The 18,853-nt window shown below is 70.9% G+C and carries 16 protein-coding genes; 8 read left to right on the top strand and 8 right to left on the bottom strand.

From position 1 onward, the window contains the following. Window positions 1-99: 99 nt before the first annotated feature. Together eccB and eccD are read right to left on the bottom strand one after the other, a co-directional pair. Window positions 100-1,461: a type VII secretion protein EccB gene (eccB, locus tag AB0C78_RS45245; protein WP_360760904.1), complete on the bottom strand. Its 1,362-nt coding sequence runs from the start codon at window positions 1,459-1,461 to the stop codon at window positions 100-102. Further along, on the bottom strand, window positions 1,461-2,852 hold the full coding sequence (gene eccD, locus AB0C78_RS45240) for a type VII secretion integral membrane protein EccD (RefSeq protein ID WP_360760902.1): 1,392 nt from the start codon (window positions 2,850-2,852) through the stop codon (window positions 1,461-1,463). Before eccD ends, eccB begins: the two co-directional genes overlap by 1 nt. A gap of 135 nt (window positions 2,853-2,987) precedes the next feature. On the opposite strand from eccD, the gene eccCa reads away from it, so the two are divergent. After that, the gene (gene eccCa / locus AB0C78_RS45235; protein WP_360760900.1) at window positions 2,988-6,998 is read left to right on the top strand and encodes a type VII secretion protein EccCa; all 4,011 of its coding nucleotides are present in this window, start codon (window positions 2,988-2,990) and stop codon (window positions 6,996-6,998) included. 43 nt (window positions 6,999-7,041) lie between these two features. On the opposite strand, the gene AB0C78_RS45230 is transcribed toward eccCa, so the two are convergent. Next, complete coding sequence (locus tag AB0C78_RS45230; protein ID WP_360760898.1) at window positions 7,042-8,088, bottom strand: S8 family serine peptidase; 1,047 nt, start codon at window positions 8,086-8,088, stop codon at window positions 7,042-7,044. 169 nt (window positions 8,089-8,257) lie between these two features. Between AB0C78_RS45230 and AB0C78_RS45225 the strand changes: the two genes are divergently transcribed. Next, on the top strand, window positions 8,258-8,479 hold the full coding sequence (locus AB0C78_RS45225) for a hypothetical protein (RefSeq protein WP_360760896.1): 222 nt from the start codon (window positions 8,258-8,260) through the stop codon (window positions 8,477-8,479). A 42-nt stretch (window positions 8,480-8,521) separates the two neighbouring features. Here the strand turns inward: AB0C78_RS45225 and AB0C78_RS45220 are convergent, their stop codons facing one another. From AB0C78_RS45220 to AB0C78_RS45210, 3 genes are read right to left on the bottom strand one after another with little or no spacing between them, the layout of a single operon-like run. Continuing rightward, window positions 8,522-9,247 carry a hypothetical protein gene (locus AB0C78_RS45220; RefSeq protein WP_360760894.1) on the bottom strand — a complete coding sequence of 242 codons (726 nt, stop codon included), beginning with the start codon at window positions 9,245-9,247 and terminating at the stop codon, window positions 8,522-8,524. After that, window positions 9,244-9,582 carry a PadR family transcriptional regulator gene (locus AB0C78_RS45215; protein WP_360760892.1) on the bottom strand — a complete coding sequence of 113 codons (339 nt, stop codon included), beginning with the start codon at window positions 9,580-9,582 and terminating at the stop codon, window positions 9,244-9,246. Before AB0C78_RS45215 ends, AB0C78_RS45220 begins: the two co-directional genes overlap by 4 nt. A 38-nt stretch (window positions 9,583-9,620) precedes the next feature. Then, window positions 9,621-10,367, bottom strand: coding sequence for a CPBP family intramembrane glutamic endopeptidase (locus tag AB0C78_RS45210; RefSeq protein ID WP_360760890.1), 747 nt, complete (start codon window positions 10,365-10,367; stop codon window positions 9,621-9,623). A 227-nt stretch (window positions 10,368-10,594) separates the two neighbouring features. Between AB0C78_RS45210 and AB0C78_RS45205 the strand changes: the two genes are divergently transcribed. Together AB0C78_RS45205 and AB0C78_RS45200 are read left to right on the top strand one after the other, a co-directional pair. After that, window positions 10,595-10,780, top strand: a complete 186-nt coding sequence (locus AB0C78_RS45205) for a hypothetical protein (RefSeq protein ID WP_151540616.1) — start codon at window positions 10,595-10,597, stop codon at window positions 10,778-10,780. Window positions 10,781-10,948: 168 nt separating this feature from the next. Further along, window positions 10,949-12,769, top strand: coding sequence for a protein kinase (locus AB0C78_RS45200; protein WP_360760889.1), 1,821 nt, complete (start codon window positions 10,949-10,951; stop codon window positions 12,767-12,769). A 245-nt stretch (window positions 12,770-13,014) separates the two neighbouring features. Here the strand turns inward: AB0C78_RS45200 and AB0C78_RS45195 are convergent, their stop codons facing one another. Both AB0C78_RS45195 and AB0C78_RS45190 read right to left on the bottom strand, forming a co-directional pair. Continuing rightward, window positions 13,015-13,266, bottom strand: a complete 252-nt coding sequence (locus tag AB0C78_RS45195) for a DUF397 domain-containing protein (RefSeq protein WP_151540631.1) — start codon at window positions 13,264-13,266, stop codon at window positions 13,015-13,017. Further along, on the bottom strand, window positions 13,266-14,132 hold the full coding sequence (locus AB0C78_RS45190; RefSeq protein ID WP_173096572.1) for a helix-turn-helix transcriptional regulator: 867 nt from the start codon (window positions 14,130-14,132) through the stop codon (window positions 13,266-13,268). Before AB0C78_RS45190 ends, AB0C78_RS45195 begins: the two co-directional genes overlap by 1 nt. Before the next feature lie 362 nt (window positions 14,133-14,494). Here AB0C78_RS45190 and AB0C78_RS45185 point away from each other — a divergent pair, with 362 nt between their 5' ends. From AB0C78_RS45185 to AB0C78_RS45170, 4 genes are all read left to right on the top strand, one after another. Beyond that, window positions 14,495-14,974, top strand: coding sequence for an ATP-binding protein (locus AB0C78_RS45185; RefSeq protein ID WP_225991631.1), 480 nt, complete (start codon window positions 14,495-14,497; stop codon window positions 14,972-14,974). A gap of 82 nt (window positions 14,975-15,056) precedes the next feature. Further along, window positions 15,057-15,410 (top strand): STAS domain-containing protein, encoded by a 354-nt coding sequence (locus AB0C78_RS45180; protein WP_360760886.1) that lies wholly within the window; start codon window positions 15,057-15,059, stop codon window positions 15,408-15,410. 294 nt (window positions 15,411-15,704) lie between these two features. Further along, entirely contained in the window at window positions 15,705-16,964 is a 1,260-nt protein-coding gene (locus AB0C78_RS45175; RefSeq protein ID WP_151540619.1) for a pitrilysin family protein, read from the top strand. Then, window positions 16,961-18,355: a pitrilysin family protein gene (locus AB0C78_RS45170; RefSeq protein WP_360760884.1), complete on the top strand. Its 1,395-nt coding sequence runs from the start codon at window positions 16,961-16,963 to the stop codon at window positions 18,353-18,355. Before AB0C78_RS45175 ends, AB0C78_RS45170 begins: the two co-directional genes overlap by 4 nt. Window positions 18,356-18,853 lie beyond the last annotated feature (498 nt).

Genomic DNA, 18,853 nt, shown 5'->3' with positions numbered 1-18,853 from the left:
CCGCCTGTCCATCAGGTATGTCACCTGTGGATAACTATGGTCGGCGGGACGTGTGGGGCTGATCAGGCAAAGGGGTCAAGAGGCTGATCGGTTCCATCGTTATCTGGCCGGAACCGGCCGCACTGCGGCCGATGATGTAAGGGTTGGCCCCTCTTTGAACAGTTGCAATAGGTTCGCCGGAATTGGGGTTGCTTCCTTCGTGTCGTAGCCGAGTTTCGCGATGTCGTCGGCCGTGGGGATCGGGTAGCGCAGGCCTTGGTCGGTGAGGAGGGAGAACGTCTGCAGTGGCTGGCCGGGGCCGGAGAGGGTGCCCGCGAACGTCCCGCCGCCGGGGAGGACGACCTGGTCGAGGCCGGATGCCGTCTGCCCGGACGGCGTGGGGATGCTGCCGCCGATGGTGAAGCGGGCGTCCGTGGAGAGCTTGGACGCCTTCCGGTAGACCGTGCACAGGGGCTGCTGCGGGTCGTACGCGACGATGCGGGGCGGCGTGTCCGGCAGTGCGTGGTCGTACAGGTTCGTCTGGGACGGCTTCGACGCGGCCTCTGCAGGGGTGATGTCGCGCGGCGGGCCCGCCCCCAGGGAGTCGAGCAGCAGCCGGGCTTGCGTGGCGGAGATGCTGGCGAGGCCGTCGGGCAGTTGGACGTACCACCGTTCCGGGGTGCCCGCTATGGCGGCGACATGGAAGATCTGGCCGGCAGGCGCCGAGGTGTTGCCGGGGCCGGGAAACTCGTGTCCTTGCTGAGGGATGGAGGGGGCCGCGTAGTCGGGCCCCTGGGGCAGGCCGTTCAGCCAGCGTTCGTCCACAGGGACGGGCTGTTCGGCACTGAGGCCCCGCGCCGCGTTCGGGCTGATCCGCATCCGGCTGTTGCGCCAGATGAGCCAGTCCTGAGAGCCGCCCTTGACGACGACGCCCTGAGCATCGGTGAGGGGGCGCCCTCCAATGTCGGGTCCGCCCACTAGGGACACCGTGGAGCGCCCCAAGGGCACTGGGGTGCGGGCGCATAGGGACCACGCGGTGTGGCTTGGCTTCCCCGGCGCGGGCAGGGATTCCGGTGCGCCCTGGATGCCGGTGAGGGGGTCTCGCGGGTACTTCGCCAGGGACTTGGACGAGACCGTCTTCCGCTGGATGTCGGACGTCGGCATGGCCAGGCGGGCGGACGCGTAGTTGAGGAACGGGACGAGCTTGCGATCCTGCCGGCTGTAGGCGTAGGTGGCGCCCGTCTCCTTCTCGATGATGAGGACGCCGGGGCGTTCGAGGTTGCGGGCGCCGCCCTTGAAGATGAGGCCGGTGATGCCGAAGCCGGCCGCGACCAGGACGGCCACCATGACGCCGCAGAGCGTCCCGACGCCGGTACGGCGCAGCGGGGACTCGGCGGCGCTGGGGCGGCCCTGGAGGAGAGCCAGGGCCACGCGCTGGGTCATCAGGCGGTGCGCCTGGTAGAGGTCCTTGCGGGTCTGCATCAGCCGGCCAGTCCGCGCAGCCAGGAGTACAGGTCGAGCAGCCCCAACGCGAGTGGCAGCAAGCTGATGATGAGCAGGATGTCGACGATGTCGCCCGCGCGCCCCCAGAAGGGCGACGGCTTGCGGGCGGGGAGCCTGAGGGCCATGACCGTCATGACGGCAACGGCGAGTACAGCGGGGAGCACGACGGTCACCAGGGTCACGGCGGGGGTGGCCGTAATGGCTCGGTGTAGGGCCAGGATGGCGAGCCCAGCGAGGCCCGAGAGCAGCATCCAGAGGCGTTGCGAACGGCCGTGGAAGACACGCGCGCGCAGGAGGAGCACCAGGGAGAGGCAGAGGCTCATCGTCACGGGCAGCCACCCGTGCGTGGTCAGCAAGGAGAGCTGTGCGCCGAGCCCCGCCAGCCCGACGGCGGACACCAGTCCGGTGGCGAACCTGTCGGCTTCGCGCGTGCGGCGCAGGAGGGTCGGCCCGTCGAAGGTCTGGGCGCTGCGGAGTTCTTCGGCGTTCTCCGGGACGGGAGGCAGGGGCAGGCGTGCGAGGCGGAACGCCAAGGAGGGGATGAGGGCTGTGACGGCGAGGCACAGGGAGGCGTCGAGGGCGGCCATCCCGTACGGGGACAGCCCGAGGCCTTGGACGAGTGCGGCCGACACCAGTCCGAGCAGTGCGACGAACGCGATGCCCAGGAACGTCGGCAGGCCGTCATGGATGGCGAATGCGGAGACGACGGCGGCGAGGGTGACCGCCGCGAAGGCGGCCGCGAGATGGGGCGTCCCGAGGTGCAGGAGCGCCACGGGCCTGGCCGGTGCTAGGAGGCCGCCCAGGAACGCGTACGGGAGCGCGCTATAGCCGAGTACTGCTCCGGCCCCGGAGTCGCCCAGCGCGCGCGACAGGACGATCCCCGCCAGCAGGAGCACGGCGGCAGTACCGGCGGAGGCGGCTGCCAGCAGCCCCCAGGGAGGACCCGCTAGGGCCACTCCCACGGCGCCGAGACCGAGGGCGCCGGCGCCCGCGAGGAGGCCGAAGCGCCGGGTGGTCTCGGGGCGCCAGCGGTCGGCGTGCTCGTTGACCCCGGTGGCGACGACGTCGGCCACGTCGTCGAACGCGACCTCGGGGAACTGCGACAGTTCAGGCCGGAAGTAGAGGATCTCCCCGTCTCGGACGCCGAGGGCGGACAGCGAGCGGGACTCGTCGAGGGGCGCCTCGTCCAGCCGCTGCAGCACCCAGCCGGAGTGCGCGAGCCCGGCGTCCGCCAAATTGTGCCCCGCGACCTGCAGCAACGTCGGAAGCATGTGGGAAAGGGGAATGTCTCCGGGCAGCGAGAGGTCCAGCCTGCGGTGCGGGGCGACGACGACCACGCGGCACAGGTCGGCGCCCGTCGAGGTATTCACGCGACCTCCGATCGTAGCGATGACCGCACATTCACTATCAGCCGCGACCGTTTTCCGCCACCCGGAGAATGGCTTTACATCGGGCGGCGGCGCGCGGCCGGGATCACTAGGATGACCGGAAATTGACTCCGGGTCATGGCGACGCGAAGGGACACGGCCGTGGGAATCGTGGTGGTGCGGCGGCCGGAAAGGCGGCCGCCTCCGCGGCTGCCCGAGGGCGAGATCGTGCTGGAACCGCCCCCGGAGATCCCCGAGACGATCAGCCAGGGGTTCGCCAACGCGCTGATGTACCTGCCCATGGCGGCCAGCGGCGCCGCCATGGGGTTGATGTTCATGGGCGGTGCGGGCGGCGCCGGGGGCGGCAACCCGATCATGTGGGTGGCGTCCGGCCTGTTCGTCCTGTCGATGGTCGGCATGGGCTTCGGGCACATGGGGCAGGGCGCGGGCGAGCGGAAGCAGCGGCTGAACGGAGCACGCCGCGACTACTACCGCTACCTGGACCAGATGCGCGCGCGCGTGCGGAAGGCCGCGACGCAGCAGCGGGAGGCTCTGGAGTGGAGCGGCCCCAGTCCGCGGACACTGTGGTCGCTGGCGATGAGCCACCGGCTGTGGGAGCGGCGTCCTTCGGACGAGGACTTCGGCCAGGTACGAATCGGCCGGGGCCGGCAGAGGCTCGCGCTGGAGCTCGTCACCCCGGAGACCAAGCCGATCGAGGACCTGGAGCCGATGTGCGCCGGCGCGCTGCGGCGGTTCGTGCGCGCCCATGCGACGGTCCCCGACCTGCCCGTGGCGGTCTCGTTGCCGGCGTTCGCGCGGATCACGGTGACAGGAGACCCGATCGCGGCGCGGGCCATGGCGCGGGCGCTGGTCGCGCAACTGGTCACCTTCCATACGCCGGACGATGTGCGCCTCACCGTCTGCGCATCGCCGGACCGTATGCGGCAGTGGCAGTGGGCGAAGTGGCTGCCGCACTGCCTGCACCCCACTGAGCACGACGCTGCGGGACCGGTACGCCTTACAGGGCACTCGCTGGCGGACCTGGAGGCTCTGCTCGAGGACGACCTGAAGGACCGTCCTCGCTTCTCCCCTGGGGTCGACTCCCAGGACCTTCCGTTCCACGTGGTGGTGGTGGACGACGGCATCGTCCCGGCCGACTCGCAGATAGGCGCGGACGGCATCAAGGGCGTGTGCGTCATCGACCTCAGCGGTTCCGTTGCACCGACGTCGGACGCGACGATGCTGCGGCTGCACGTCACCGATGACGGCATGCGGATGCTGGAGCGCGACCACACCGGCAAGGACGTTTCCAGTCCGCTCGGTAAGGCCGACTGGTTCACGCCCGTACAGGCGGAAGGTCTCGCCCTTCGCCTGGCGCCGCTGCGGGCCGGCGCTGCGGACGAGCCCGAGCAGAACGCCCTGGCCGGCAATCTCACGTTGACATCGTTGCTCGGCCTGACCGGGCCGTACGCCATCGACCTTCGGTCCACCTGGCAGCCGCGAGCGCAGCGCAACCGGCTGCGCGTGCCCATAGGCGTCGACTCCGACGGCCGTACGGTGGAGCTCGACATCAAGGAGTCCGCGCAGGGCGGCATGGGTCCGCACGGGTTGCTGATCGGTGCGACCGGTTCGGGCAAGTCCGAGCTGTTGCGGACGCTCGTCCTGGCCCTGGCGATCACTCATTCGTCGGAGACGCTCAACTTCGTTCTGGTCGACTTCAAGGGCGGGGCGACGTTCCTGGGGCTGGAGCGACTGCAGCACGTGTCGGCGGTCATCACGAACCTGGAGGAGGAGCTGCCGCTCGTCGACCGCATGTACGACGCGCTGCAGGGAGAGATGATCCGGCGGCAGGAGCTGCTTCGCGCTGCAGGAAACTACGCCTCGCTGCGGGACTACGAGCGCGCGCGCGAGCAGGGCGCCCAGCTGGCCCCTCTGCCGACGCTGTTCGTGGTACTGGACGAGTTCTCCGAGCTGCTGGCCGCCAAGCCGGAGTTCGCGGAGCTTTTCGTGATGATCGGGCGGCTGGGGCGGTCGCTGGGGGTGCACCTGCTCCTCGCCTCGCAGCGGCTGGAGGAGGGCAAGCTGCGCGGGCTCGATTCGCATCTGTCGTACCGGATCGGGCTCCGCACGTTCTCCGCCATGGAGTCGCGGGTGGTGCTGGGCGTGCCAGACGCGTACGAGCTGCCGCCCCAGCCCGGCAACGGCTACCTCAAGGTCGACGTCAGCGACATGGTCCGGTTCAAGGCGGCGTACGTGTCGGGGCCGGTCGAAGAAGAGGAGCGGACACAGACGGCCGCTGCCGGTACGGCGACGCCGCGGCAGATCATTCCCTACAGCACGGCCTATGTTCCGCCGCAGACTCCGCACCAGCCGGCGCTGGAGCAGCCCGATGCCGGGCAGGAGTCGGGCGAGACCCTCTTCAAGGCCGTCATCGACCAGCTCGCAGGGCAGGGGCCTGCAGCCCACCGCATCTGGCTGCCGCCACTGGACGTCCCCCCAACGGTCGACCAACTGCTTCCTCCGCTGACGCCTACGCGCGAGCAGGGGCTCACGGCAGCGGGTTGGGAGGGCCGTGGTCGTCTCGCCGCCGTGGTGGGGATCGTCGACCGGCCTTTCGACCAGCAGCGCGTGCCCTTCTGGGTGGACCTGTCGGCGGCGGCCGGGCACGTGGGGATCGCGGGCGCGCCGCAAACGGGCAAGTCGACGATGCTGCGTTCGCTCATCACGTCGCTCTCATTGCTGCACACACCGGAGGAGGTGCAGTTCTACTGCCTGGACTTCGGTGGCGGCACGCTCGGCGGCCTTTCGGGGCTGCCGCATGTGGGCGGTGTAAGCAACCGGCTCAACGCCGACCGCGTCCGCAGGACGGTCGCCGAGGTGTCCACGCTCCTTGAGCGCCGTGAGCGCGACTTCGCCGAGCAGGGCATCGACACCATCGCGACGTACCGGCGTCTACGGGCGGCCGGTCAGATCCCCGGTGACGGGTTCGGAGACGTGTTCCTCGTAGTGGACGGGTGGATGACGCTACGCCAGGAGTACGAGCACCTGGAGGAGGTCATCACCGACATGGCGGCGCGTGGGCTCGGCTTCGGCGTGCACGTGGTGGCGACGGCCGGCAAGTGGTCGGAGTTCCGAATGGGGATCCGGGACGTGTTCGGCACGCGGCTGGAACTCCGACTGGGCGACTCCTACGAGTCGGAGATCGACCGGCGGCTGGCCGAGAACGTCCCCGAGGGGCGTCCTGGGCGCGGCCTCACCCGCGACCGCCTGCACTTCCTGGCCGCGCTGCCGCGGCTGGACGGGATCGGCTCCGCGGACGACCTCGGCGACGGCGTGGCGAAGATGGTGGAGGCGGTCGCGGGAGCGTGGCAGGGGCCCCAGGCGCCGCCCGTGCGGCTCCTGCCGGACCTGCTGCCGTCGTCGGCCCTGCGGGACGCTCTCGGGGACGCTGAGACGCCGAAATGGCGGGTCCCCGTCGGGATCGACGAGGACGCCCTGGCGCCGGTCCTGCTTGACTTCGCCGCCGACCCGCATTTCGTGGTCGTCGGCGACACCGAGTGCGGCAAGTCGAACCTGCTGCGCCTGATCACCGAGGGCATCGTGGCGGGGCACGGCCGGGACGAGGCGAGGCTGGTCTTCATCGACTACAGGCGCGCGCTCCTGGACACGGCCGACACCGACCACCGCGTCGGCTATGCCGCATCGGCGTCCGCCGCAATGGAACTGGTGACCGACCTGGTCGAGGCGCTCAACGACCGCCTGCCGCCCGCCGACCTCACCCCGGAGCAGTTGCGTAAGAGGTCTTGGTGGAAGGGGTCCGATGTGTTCGTCGTCGTCGACGACTACGACCTCGTCGCCACTGCGAGCAACCCGCTGCTACCACTGCTGGACCTGCTCCCCCAGGCACGCGACATCGGCCTCCACCTCGTCCTGTCCCGGACCATGGGTGGTATGGGCCGCGCCATGTACGACCCTGTCATCCAGCAGTTGAAGGACTTGGCCGCACCGGCCCTCATCATGTCCGGCAGCAAGGAGGAGGGGGCGCTCTTCGGCGAGGTACGTCCAACACCGCTGCCGGTGGGACGCGGCACCCTCACCGACAGGCGGAACGGCGCACGCCTGGTGCAGACCGCCATATTGGACGACTGACCAGGCGGCTCAATCGGCAGGGCGGCTCAATCAGTGGGGCGGCTCAATGGTGGGCGCCGATGGTGCCGCCCTCGGTACCGGTGACGATCGGCTCCTCGTCCTCTTCCCGGTCGCCTAGGACGACCCGCCCGGGACGCCATCCGCGGCGCTTCCCCATGGGGACGACGATGCCGCACAGCGCCGCCAGTGCCGCCAGCCCAACGGCACCTGCCGCGACGCCTATGGCAACGTCGGTGGTATGGGCGTCCGGATGCGATGGTGCCGCCAGCTTCGCCGGGTGCAGTGCGGGCTGCGCGGTCGCCGCGCCAGGGGTGTCCTCCCCGGGCACTATCGCGGTGACGGCCTGCGTCGGGTTCACCATGCCGCGCCCTGTGCCGTCGCCTACATTGCCGTCGGCCGTCGACAGAACGCGTCGAACGACCTGGTCCTGGTGCAGAGCGGGGTGGCTCGCTCGTACCAGCGCTACGACACCTGACACATAGGCGGCTGCGAAACTCGTCCCTTCCGCCTGGGGGTTGTAGCCGCCGCCGGGCCACGGGATGGTGAGGTCCTTGCCGGGCGCGCCGACATCCACCCGGGATTGGAGACCGGACGACTCGATGCGGTGGCCGTCCTCCCCCAGTGACGCGACGGAGATGACGCCCGGATAGCTCGCCGGGTAGGCGGGGCCGTCGTTCCCGTCGTCCTTGGTGGCGTTGCCCGCTGCGGCGACGACGACCGCGTCGTGGTCCTGCGCGTAGCGGACGGCCTGTTCCAGGGCCGAGGACGGGGCGGCCGCTATGGACACGTTGATGACCTGAGCGCCGGCGTCGGCCGCCTTACGGATGGCGTTGGGAAGGCGTTCGCCGCCGTTCTCGTCGCGGTCGGCGTTCTGCTGCTTGACGATGACGAGCCGGGCCGCGGGCGCGACGCCGGTGAGCGGGATCCCCTGGGCGGCCAGGTCGCGTCCGGCGATGAGCGCGGCTACGCCGGTGCCATGGCCGGCGCAGTCCTTCTTGCCCGTTCCGGTGAGGTCGGTGTAGTCGACGACGCGTCCGTCCAGCATCGTGTGGCCGGTGTCCACACCGCTGTCGACGACGGCCACCTTCACGCCCTGTCCACGGGTCAGGCCCCACACGCGTTGGAAGGCGAGCCGCTTCTGAGCCCAGGGTTCCTCGATCGCACCGCGGTAGCCGCGCGGCAGGTCGCATGTGACCGGCGTCTGAGACACAGGTGGCGGCGCACTAGTGGACGGCGTAGGGGTGGTCTTAGCGGAAGGCTTGGCGGACGGCTTCGACGTGGGTTTCGTCGAGGGCTTCTTCGTCGGCGAGGACTTCGGTGTGGGTTCCGTCATCGGGCCTGCGGCCGCGGTGGCCGGTCCGGCGGCGGACGCCGGTAAGGCCGGGCATGAGGACGCCAGTAAGACGCCCGCCGCTACGAGTCCGATCGCGCGCATCGCCTTCTCCCCCTGGGGGCATGGGTGGCTCGGCGAACGACTGTAGAGGAATCCTTACGCCGTTGGCATCGCGCGTGTTGGGAAGCTGTCAGGAAACGTGGCGGCGGTGCTCCTGCCATAGCCGGACGGTCATCAGGACCGCCGCGATGGCCGCACCAAGGAGGAAGCCCACAAGGAAGCCGGTGCGCGATTCCGCCGGCGCGAAGGCGAGCCACCCGGCGCAGGCGACGACGACGAAGGCCGCGTAGCAGGAGGCGAACGTGTAGAAGCGCCTGCTCCAGAAGAAGCGCTTGGCCGGAATCTCGGGCGGTGCCTGCAGTTCGGCGTTCGGCCCTAGGCTCGCGGCCCTGGGGCGCTTGAAGTACTCGAACTGCATCCAGTTGCCGCACGGCTCCCAGCCGTCCGGTGCGAGGCGTTGCTCGACGGCCTTACGCCGGCCAGGTAGGACGGTCTCGCGGCGGTACTCCCAACGCTGCGGATGCTCGCCGTCGCGGCGGCAGACGAACCGGCCGACCGAATCGACCCGCTCGACCTCCCAGCCCTCGTCGCCGAACCGGTTCAGCATGGCCCTGTCCTGGAAGGCGTCGGCGGTCCAGCGCCACGTCTGCGCGGACGCGTCCGGTTCGGGGCCGTCGTCCTCTGGCGGAGCCAGCCGCGCGGCGAACTCCTCTACGGGACCGAACTCCTCTTCTGGGGACGTCCCCGACTCGGCTATGTACGCGGCAAGGTCGTCGACCGTGCCCGACACCTCGTCCGCGGGGACGCCGCTGTCGCGCAGCCGTTCCGCGAGGTCCTCGAAGTAGGGGGTCGTCATCGGATCCCTCCTTGCGCGAGCACGTCCCGTACTGACCCGTCGAACGCCAGCCAGAGAGCCCCCTGCTCGGCCAATGTCGCGCGCCCCTCGTCCGTCAGGTTGTAGTAGCGGCGTCCCGGACCCCGTTCGGCGACCCGGTACTCGGCGGCGACGAGGCCGGCCTCTTCCAGGCGGTTGAGCACCGGGTAGAGGGTGCCGCCCTTGATCTGCCCCAGGCCCGCTTTGGCGAGCACCTTGGCGATCTCGTATCCGTAGCTCTCGCCGTTCGTGAGGCTGGCGAGCACCAGCAGATCGAGGACGCCCTTGAGCCAGCTAGCGCGTCGGTCGGCGACCATGGCGGCCATCCTCACAGCCGTAGGGACGGGGGCACAAACTAGCTCCCTGCAGGGACGACATCGGTCTCACGCGCCTTCACGGTGATCCAGGGGACGACCACCATGCTGAGCACGTCGATGAAGATGTGCAGGCACACGGGCACGAGAAGGCTGCCGCTCGACAGGTAGAGGTAGGTCAGCGAGCAACCGACCGCGGCGACGAGGATCATGCCGGCCCATCCCTGGTACACGTGCCCGACGGTGAAGAGGGCCAATGCCAGTGCGGCCGCCATCGTCACGCTCAGGCCGAGGACGTCGACCCCCAAGGCGATGAGGAAGCCCCGGTACACGAGCTCCTCGGAGACGCCCGCGGTGACGGCCATGGCGAGCGCGTACCAGCGCTCGATGGACGTCCTAGGGAGCATCTCCTGGATCTGGCTGTTCTTCGATGGGCTCCTGCCGGCACGCACGCTCCGGTGGACGAGCCACGCAAGCAGCGGCATGGCCACGACCATCGCGCCCACGGCACCGATGGCGAAGGACGGTTCTTGCGGCGCACGGACCCCGATGTCCGACAAGTGGACGCCGGGTGAGACGAGCAGCATCAGCACGGCCAGGGCGGCGGCCCACCACGAACCTGAGATCCACTGGCGGAACATGCCGATCAGCGCGTTCGGGTCCTGGTCGCGCCGCCGCCGCATGCGGTCGTAGGACCGCTTGCCCCACACGCCTTCGGCCAGCACGTAACCAATCAGGGGCACCGCCAGGCCCAGCCCCAGGGGTGAGAAGTCGGGCGAGATCTGCACCGGACCACCTTCGTCTCATCCAGGATGACGATCTAGACGGTAGAGCAAGCTAGTTAGGAATACAACCTAGGTAGCTCCGAGCGACCCCCAAGCTGGGACATTCGCCGCTAAACGGAACGATCACTCGGAATAGCCGGATGGATCTTGCGGTTGCAACTAACGTGCGAACCCCGGCCGACGGGGTAGCACGCACGTCACGTCCACGACGACCCCCCTGGAGGCGAGCCATGCCCAGCAGCATCCTTCGGCCCCGCATCGACCACGGCCGCAAACACGTGAAGTCCACCTCGCTGCGCGCCCTCGCGGTCGCCGCACGCCTGGAACGACACCACGCCCCGGAGGGCCCACCGGGCCGCTCCTCCGGCCGGGACGAGCAGCCGCAGCCCGAGCGGCGGGCGCCGGACCCGGCCTGACCCCAGCGCGCGCGACCACATCCGGCCGCCGTACCTGAAGCCCTCGCGCATCCGCGCGAGGGCTTCGGCATGCCGGGAGGAGGTGCTAGATCAACCGTTTCCCGAAGCGCATACCATCGTTGGCCATAGTCTTGCGGGACGAATCGGAAGCAACGGGGAGCGAGTGGTGTGACGGACAGGACGATGCCGGACGCCCATCCGCTGCGGTCGGGCGACCCGACCGAGCTGGGCGGATACGAGATCCTGGGCCGCCTGGGCGAGGGCGGGCAGGGCGCGGTCTTCCTGGGCCGGCCGGCCGGCGCGGACGCGGCGGTCCGCTCCTCCGACCACGTCGCGATCAAGCTTCTGCACGGCGGGCTCGCCGGGGACGAGGCCGCACGGGCACGGTTCGTGCGGGAGCTGGAGGTCGCCAAGCGCGTGGCCCGGTTCTGCACCGCGCAGGTCCTCGACGCCGACCTCGCGGGCGACCAGCCGTACATCGTCAGCGAGTACGTCCCCGGACTGTCCCTGCACCGCGTGGTGCGCGAGGAGGGTCCCCGCACCGGCGGCGCGCTCGAGCGCCTCGCCATCAGCACGCTGACGGCGCTCACCGCGATCCACCAGGCCGGGATCGTGCACCGCGACTTCAAGCCCCACAACGTGATGGTGGGCCCGGACGGCCCCCGCGTCATCGACTTCGGGGTGGCGCGCGCGCTGGGCGCGGCGGGTGAGACCCAGAACGTCGGTACACCCGCCTACATGGCGCCCGAGCACTTCACCGGCGGCCAGGTGGGACCGGCCTCGGACATGTTCGCCTGGGGCACCACCATGGTGTTCGCCGCCACCGGACGGCCCGCGTTCGGCAATGACGAGATGGCGACCGTCATGCACCGGATCATCACCGGTGAACCGGACATCGGCGACCTGTCCGGTCCGATGCGCGATCTGGTGCTGGCGTGCCTGGCCAAGGAGCCTTCGCAGCGCCCCACCGCCCGGGAGGCGCAGGAGCGTCTCGTAGGAGCAGCCAGTGGCACCTCCCAAGTGGCCGCTGTAGTGCCGCCCTTGCCCGCGTTCCCAGGGCTCCCTGTGGACAATGCGGCGCCGGGCCATCCGGGGTCGACGGACCCGAACGCTCCGCCCTCGGTGATGGCGGGGGCGTTCCTGCCGCCCGACCATGTCACCGACCCGACCGGCCCGCGGAACAGGACGGCGCCGCAACCGCCCCCGTACGGCGAGATGACGCCGCAGCCGGCCGAGGCCCACTACGCACCCTTGCCGGCTCCTCCGGGCCCTCCAGGGCCGCCCTACGCGCAGCCGGCAGGCGGCGGGAAGCACGGACGGCGTCTCGTGCCGATCGCGGCCGCGGTCGCGGTGGCCGCGGTCCTCGTGGGCGGCGGCGCGGTATGGGCCGCGACGAAGTCGGGCGGCGGCGGGCATGACAACCAGGGCGTGGCGGCCTCCGACCGGAGCCCGGGCGCGGACGACGGCTCGTCCGGCGCGGGCGGTACCGCCGGATCGGCGAACGGCCCGGCGAAGCCGAAGCAGCCCGGCAAGGGCAAGCAGCAGGGGCAGGGGCAAGGGCAGGACCCAACCGCCCCTAACAAGAAGCAGGGCGGCAAGCAGCAGCAGCCGGGCGGTTCGACGCCCACCCAGGGCACCGGTGGCGGTGGCGGCGCGTCCACGCCCGTCCACGAGCCGCCCAACAAGTACACGCCACAGCAGGCGTGCGGCAGCGGCTACAACGTGCAGCGTTCCGTGGCCGGCTCCGGGGGCACCGCCTACCTGCTGTACAGCAGCAGCACCCAGAAGAACTGCGCCGTCACGATGAAGACCAAGAACGTGGGCAAGGCCTCTGCCGTATCGGTGTGGCTACAGGCCCAGGGCGGCAGCCGTACCGGCGACAGCGGCTCGTACGCGTGGTACGCGGGACCGGTGTACGTGAAGGCGCCCGGCGTGTGCGTCCGCTTCGGCGGCAACGGCGCCACCGCCCCCTACGGCAACTGCGGCTGACCCGGCGTCCGCGCACGAGCGGATAGGGCGCGCGACGGATAGGGCAGACGACGGTAGGGCGGGCAGGGCGAGCTCCTAGGGCAGAAGAAAAGGCCACCCTCGCGCCTGGGTGGCCTCTGCCGTGTTCGCTTCTCGCATTGGCGGACGGGTCGACGTTCGATGCACCGTAGCCGACCCGTCGCGGTTCGACATGCCGCACGGTCCCCTGAGGCCCGGACGGCGTTGTTGGCGGTTTTCCAGGAGTGTCAGTTGCGGGAGGCGATGAGGTGGTCGAAGTCGCCGTCCTTGGCACCGAGGATGAGAGCCTCGATCTCCGGGCGGGTGTAGATGAGGGCCGGGCCCTCGGGGTGGCGGGAGTTGCGCATCGCGACCTGCCCACCGGGCAGCTCGGCGATCTCTACACAGTTCCCCTGGGAGTTGCTTCGCCGGGACTTCAGCCACCGCGCTCCGTGGAGCTTGGTCGCGGGCATCCCGTTGTCGTAGTCGGTCTGGAGCATCATGTCTCTCTGAGAAAATCACCAAGAAGCTCGACGGTGCGCTCCGGGGTCGCACTGTCGACGCACAGGCGTTCCATCGCCTGCAGATAGGTGTCGACGTCGTCGCGCTTGTCCAGGTACATGGCGCCGGTGAGGTTCTCGACGTAAACCACGTCCGGCAGGTCCTGCTCGGGAAAGCGCAGGATCGTGAACGCCCCTCCCTCGGCCGCGTGGCCGCCGAACCTGAACGGCATGATCTGGATGGTGACGTTGGGCAGCTTCGACATCTCGATGAGGTGCTCGAACTGGCCCCGCATCACCTCCGGCCCCCCGATGGGGCGCCGCAGCGCCCCCTCGTCGATGACCGCCCACAGACGCGGGGCGTCCGGGCCGGTGAGCCGTTCCTGCCGTTGCAGGCGCAGTTCCACGCGCTGGTCGATCTCGTGTTCGGCGGCTCCGGCGTTGCCCAGGCGTATGACCGCACGCGCATACCCCTCCGACTGCAGCAGTCCCGGGACGAACTGCAGCTCGTACGTGCGGATCAACGCCGCCGACTCCTCCAGGCCCACATAGGTCTGGAACCAGCCGGGCAGGACGTCGTTGTACCGGTGCCACCACCCGGGGGTGTTGGCCTCCCGCGCCAGCTGTATCAGCGCCTCGCGCTCGGCCTTGTCGCCGACGCCGTACAGCGTGAGCAGGTCGTCCACGTCGCGTTCTTTGAAGCTGACGCGCCCGAGCTCCAGGCGGCTGATCTTCGACTCCGACGCGCGGATGACGTAGCCGGCGTCCTGACGGGTCACGCCCTTCTGCTCGCGCAGACGGCGCAGCTGGGACCCGAGCAGGATCCGACGAACCGTCGACCCGCTTCCCGGCGTCTCTGGAGTCACGCCCAACCTCCCGGCTATTCGGCGGACAGCGAACCTAGTGTGCCACTGGCCTCCGTGTCCTGCGGTTACCTCCGATCACCCGCGTGCAACCCGGTCGCCCCACACCCTCACAACCCGGATGCACGTGCATTGGGCCTTGCATTCGCACGCTACGATGCGCAGGATAACGCACGAGACTTCCGAGCCACGGCTGCACAACGAGATCACTCTGCGGGGTCCGGGGAATGACGTCACGCCAGGCGCACGACGACACGCGGTGGGAACTCGGCCCCCTCGCGGGGCCGGCGGTCCCACGGGACCATGCCGTGCACTCGACGCCCATACCCGAGTCATGCGATCTCCCTCCGCGCCTGGACGCGGCCGTGACCGCGCTGACGGAGCTCGCCGGGGCGACGGTCTCCTTCACCGTCCGCCCCGACCCCGAGTCGGTCACCGAGGCCCGGCACTTCGCGCTCTCCCGGCTGTCCGACTGGGAGCTGCCGGAGCTCGCCGACGACGTGGGCCTGGTGGTCTCCGAACTCGTCACCAACGCGCTGCGGCACAGCGGCAGGGCGGCCTGCGGACGGCCGGGCGACGACGTGCACCGCGAGGGCGTGTACGACGACCCGGCCGACCCGCTGGGCTCGGCACCGTCCGCGATACGGCTGCGGCTCGTGCACCAGAAGCCCTGGCTGCTGTGCGGAATCATGGACGCGAGCCCCACCGCGCCCCGCCGCAAGGAGCCCGACTACATAGCCGAGACGGGCCGCGGCCTGCATCTGGTCGAATCCTTCAGCGTCCGGTGGGGGTGGCGGACCCTCTCCCACGGGAAGGTCGTATGGGCGCTGTTCCGTTCGCCCTGAGGGATTGCGCCCTGAGGGATAACGCGCCGCCTCACTGGGTATAGGGGACTGTCCCCCGACAAGCGGCAGAGAGGGAGCACCGGTGGACTTCGCCGTCGAGCACCGCGTCGAAAAAGGCCTCACCGTAGTGAAGATCAGTGGAGAGATCGACGTCTTCACCAGCCCCCGACTGCGCGAGGAACTGCTCGGCATCATCGACAACGGCGGCCTGCACCTGGTGATCGACCTGGGCGAGGTCACCTTCCTCGACTCCACCGGCCTCGGCGTGCTGGTCGGCATCTACCACCGGCTCCGCGCGCGCGACGGCTCCATGTCGTTCATGGGGGTGAACGACCGGGTCCGGCGCGTCTTCCACGTCACCCAGCTCACCAAGATCTTCGTACTGCACCGGTCGCTGGAGGACGCCATCGCGGCGCACGAGGCCGCCGCGCCCTGACCGCCGCCGCCCGACCGCCGCGCTTCGTCACTCCCGGCCGCGCTTCGTCACTCCCGGCCGCGCGCCTGCCCGGCTCCGGAGCCTCTCGACCGCCCCCTCTCCGGCCGACTTGTCGGCCTTTCTGCTGACATTCAAGGCGGTCCGTCGCGGAGTTATCCACAGTTCGGCGCGAAGGCGCCGTGCCCGGTCGCAACCGGTACGGTGAGTCAGAGATCAAGCCCGCCGCCTGGGCACGGCCCACCGACGCGCGCGGTGCTGTCCGCCAGCCGATCATCGAACGGACGGGAGCGCTCCGTGGCAGAACAGCCGCTGCATGAGCACACGCTCGGCAATGGCCTGCGCGTGGTGGTCTGCGAAGACCATGTCGTACCGCTGGCCGCCGTGAACATCTGGTACGGCGTCGGCTCGCGGCACGAGCGGGCCGGACGGACCGGCCTCGCCCACCTCTTCGAGCACCTGATGTTCCAGGGCTCCGCCAACGTCGCCGAAGGCGAGCACGCCGCGCTGCTGGAGAGCGCCGGCGCCGCGTTCAACGCCAGCACCTCCTTCGAACGCACCAACTACTACGAGACGGTCCCCATCAGCCACCTGGAACTCGCCCTGTGGCTGGAGGCCGACCGGATGGGCACGCTGCCCGCCGCGCTCACCCAGGCCAACCTCGACAACCAGCGCGACGTGGTGAAGAACGAGCGCCGCCAGCGCTACGACAACCAGCCCTACGGCACCGCGTTCGAGCGGCTGTGCGCCCTCACCTTCCCCGAAGGGCACCCCTACGCGCACACCCCGATCGGGTCCATGGAGGACCTGGACGCGACCACCCTCGAGGACTGCGCCGACTTCTTCGGGACCTGGTACGCGCCGGGCAACGCGGTCCTGTCCGTCGTCGGGGACGTCGACGCGGAGAAGACCATCGCGGCGGTCGAGCGGTACTTCGGCGGCATCCCCGCGGGCCCGCAGAAGCCGCCGCCCCGGCCCGGCGAGCTCGGGCCCCTCTCCGGGGTGCGCGACGAGACCCTCGACGAGGACGTCCCGTCCCCCGCGTACTTCGCGATGTTCACGCTGCCCGCCGACGGCGGCGACGACATCGAGGCGGCCGAGCTCGCGGTGGAGATCCTCGGCGGCGGCTCCGGGTCGCGGCTCTACGACCGGATGGTCCGCCGCGACCAGATCGCCACGGAGGTCTGGGCCGGCGTGACCCGGCTCGCCACCGGGCAGTCGCTGGCCATCGTGGACGCGATCGGGCCGGAACCGGACAAGATCGCCGCCGTGCTGGACGAGGAGCTCGCCCGGTTCGCCGCCGACGGCCCCGACGCCGACGAGACCGCCCGCGCCACCGCGCAGGCCGAGCGGGGCTTCCTGGAGCAGACCGAGACGGTCACCGGGCTCGCCAACGCGCTGTCCCAGAACGCCACCCAGTTCGACGACCCCGCCCGGGTCTTCACCGCCCCCGGGCGGGCCGCGGCCGTCACCGCGGACGCGATCAAGGAGATGGCGGGCCGCTGGCTCGCCCCGGGCGGCCGCACCGCCCTGACCTACGGAGGTACGCCGTCGTGACCGGTCCCAGCCCCGACCTGCCTCCCGGTACCGCGGGCCTCGCGCTCCAGCCCCGCCCGGTGCCCGGACCGGTCCCGCCGTGGGCGTTCCCGGCCGGCACCGCGGGCCGCGTCCCCGCCGGGCCCGCCACCCTGCGCGTCGACCTGCCCGGCCGGAGCCTCGCCGCGGTCAGGCTCGTGCTGCACTCCGGCGCCGGCCGCGAGCCCGACGGCCTGGACGGCGTCGCCACGCTCACCGCGCACGCGCTGCTGGAGGGCACCGAGCCCGGCGGCGGCACCGCGCTGACCGCCGCGTTCGAGCGGCTCGGCGCCAGCCTCTACGCCTCGGCCGACCTGACCGCGCTGCGGATCGCGCTGGACGTCCCCGTGACCCGGCTCGGCCCCGCCCTGGAGCTGTTCTCCTCCGTGGTGCGCCGCCCCGCGCTGGACGACGCGGACGTGCGCCGCCTCGTCCGCGAACGGCTGGAGGAGATCGCGCAGGAGGACGCCGACCCCGGCTCCCGCGCGATGCGGGAACTGCGCGCGGTGATGTTCCCCGCCGAAGCCCGCGCGTCCCGCCCGACCGGCGGCACCCGCGGCTCGGTCGGCGCGCTCCAGGGCTCCCACATCCGCGACTTCTACGGCTCGGTGGTGCCCGCCGAGGCCACCGCCGTCGTCGCGGGCGACCTGACGGGCACCGACGCCGACACGGCCCTCACCGCGGCGCTGGAGGGCTGGGCCGGCACCGGCGGGCCGCTCCCGACCGCCGACCGGATCATGCCCGAGTCCGCCGCCCGGATCGTCGTGGTGGACCGTCCCGGTTCCGTGCAGACCTACCTCGCCCTCGGGCACGGCGTGCCCGACCGCTCTCACCACGACTGGCCGTCCCTGGTGGTCGCCTCCCACGTGCTGGGCGGCGGCCTGACGTCCCGGCTCAACGCGGTGCTGCGGGAGGAGAAGGGCTACACCTACGGTGTGCGCGCGGGACTGCTGCGCATGCGGCACTGCGGCCTGTTCATCGCCCAGGGCGCGGTGCACACCGAGGTGACGGCCGACGCGGTCGCGGACGCGCTCACCGAACTGCGCAGCATCATCTCCCGGGGGATCGACGCCGAGGAGCACGGGTCGTCCGTCCGCGCCCTGGCCGACCGGGCGCCCGCCGAATACGAGACGGCCCGCGCCGTCGCCGCCGAACTCGCCGACGCGTCCGCCAGCGGGCTCGGGGCCGACTACCCCAGCAACTACCTGGCGGCCGTACGCGCGTCCACCCCGGACGGTGTCGCCCGCACCTACAACAAGCACATCGACCCCGAGGCGCTCACCATCATCGCCGTGGGCGACGCCGCACAGATCCGCGAACCACTGGAGAAGCTCGGCTACGCCCCCGTCACCGTCACCTCAAAGGAGGAATGACCCACCCGGCGTCCCTCCCCGCGCCGCGCCCCCAGACCCGCGAACCGACAACACGAACCAGCACCACAGCCGACGGAGTGAACTGACAACCCGAACCGCCACATCGAACCGCAGGCCCAGGACCAGCGCCGCGAACCGACGGCGCGAACCGACGGCCCAGACCAGCGGCACGGACCAGCGGGCGGCGCGGCGGGACGGATCGGCGGGCGGCGCGAACCGGCGGGGCAAACCGGCGGGTCGGGTCAGCCGGGGCGAACTAGCGGAGCGGACCGGCGACGGCACGGACCGGCAGACTCACCAACCGCCTGACCTGGCGGCACGAGCCAGCAGGACAAACCGGCGGGCGACTCGGCGGCGCGGGCCGACAGGGCAACCCGGCGGAGCGGGCGAGCCGAGGTGAACCAGCGGAGCGGACCGGCGACGGCACGGACCGGCAGACTCACCAACCGCCTGACCTGGCGGCACGAGCCAGCAGGACAAACCGGCGGGCGACTCGGC

This window comes from Actinomadura sp. NPDC048394 (genome assembly GCF_040651755.1).
GTDB lineage: Bacteria > Actinomycetota > Actinomycetes > Streptosporangiales > Streptosporangiaceae > Spirillospora > Spirillospora montaniterrae.
Note: the sequence above shows the minus strand (reverse complement) of the source record. Positions and strands in the feature narration are given on the sequence as shown.

What these genes read in the sequence shown, in the direction of transcription:
- eccB (WP_360760904.1), bottom strand. Translation starts at nt 1,461, where the DNA reads ATGCAGACCCGCAAGGACCTCTACCAGGCGCACCGCCTGATGACCCAG.
- eccCa (WP_360760900.1), top strand. Translation starts at nt 2,988, where the DNA reads ATGGCGACGCGAAGGGACACGGCCGTGGGAATCGTGGTGGTGCGGCGG.
- AB0C78_RS45220 (WP_360760894.1), bottom strand. Translation starts at nt 9,247, where the DNA reads ATGACGACCCCCTACTTCGAGGACCTCGCGGAACGGCTGCGCGACAGC.
- AB0C78_RS45215 (WP_360760892.1), bottom strand. Translation starts at nt 9,582, where the DNA reads ATGGTCGCCGACCGACGCGCTAGCTGGCTCAAGGGCGTCCTCGATCTG.
- AB0C78_RS45205 (WP_151540616.1), top strand. Translation starts at nt 10,595, where the DNA reads ATGCCCAGCAGCATCCTTCGGCCCCGCATCGACCACGGCCGCAAACAC.
- AB0C78_RS45195 (WP_151540631.1), bottom strand. Translation starts at nt 13,266, where the DNA reads ATGCTCCAGACCGACTACGACAACGGGATGCCCGCGACCAAGCTCCAC.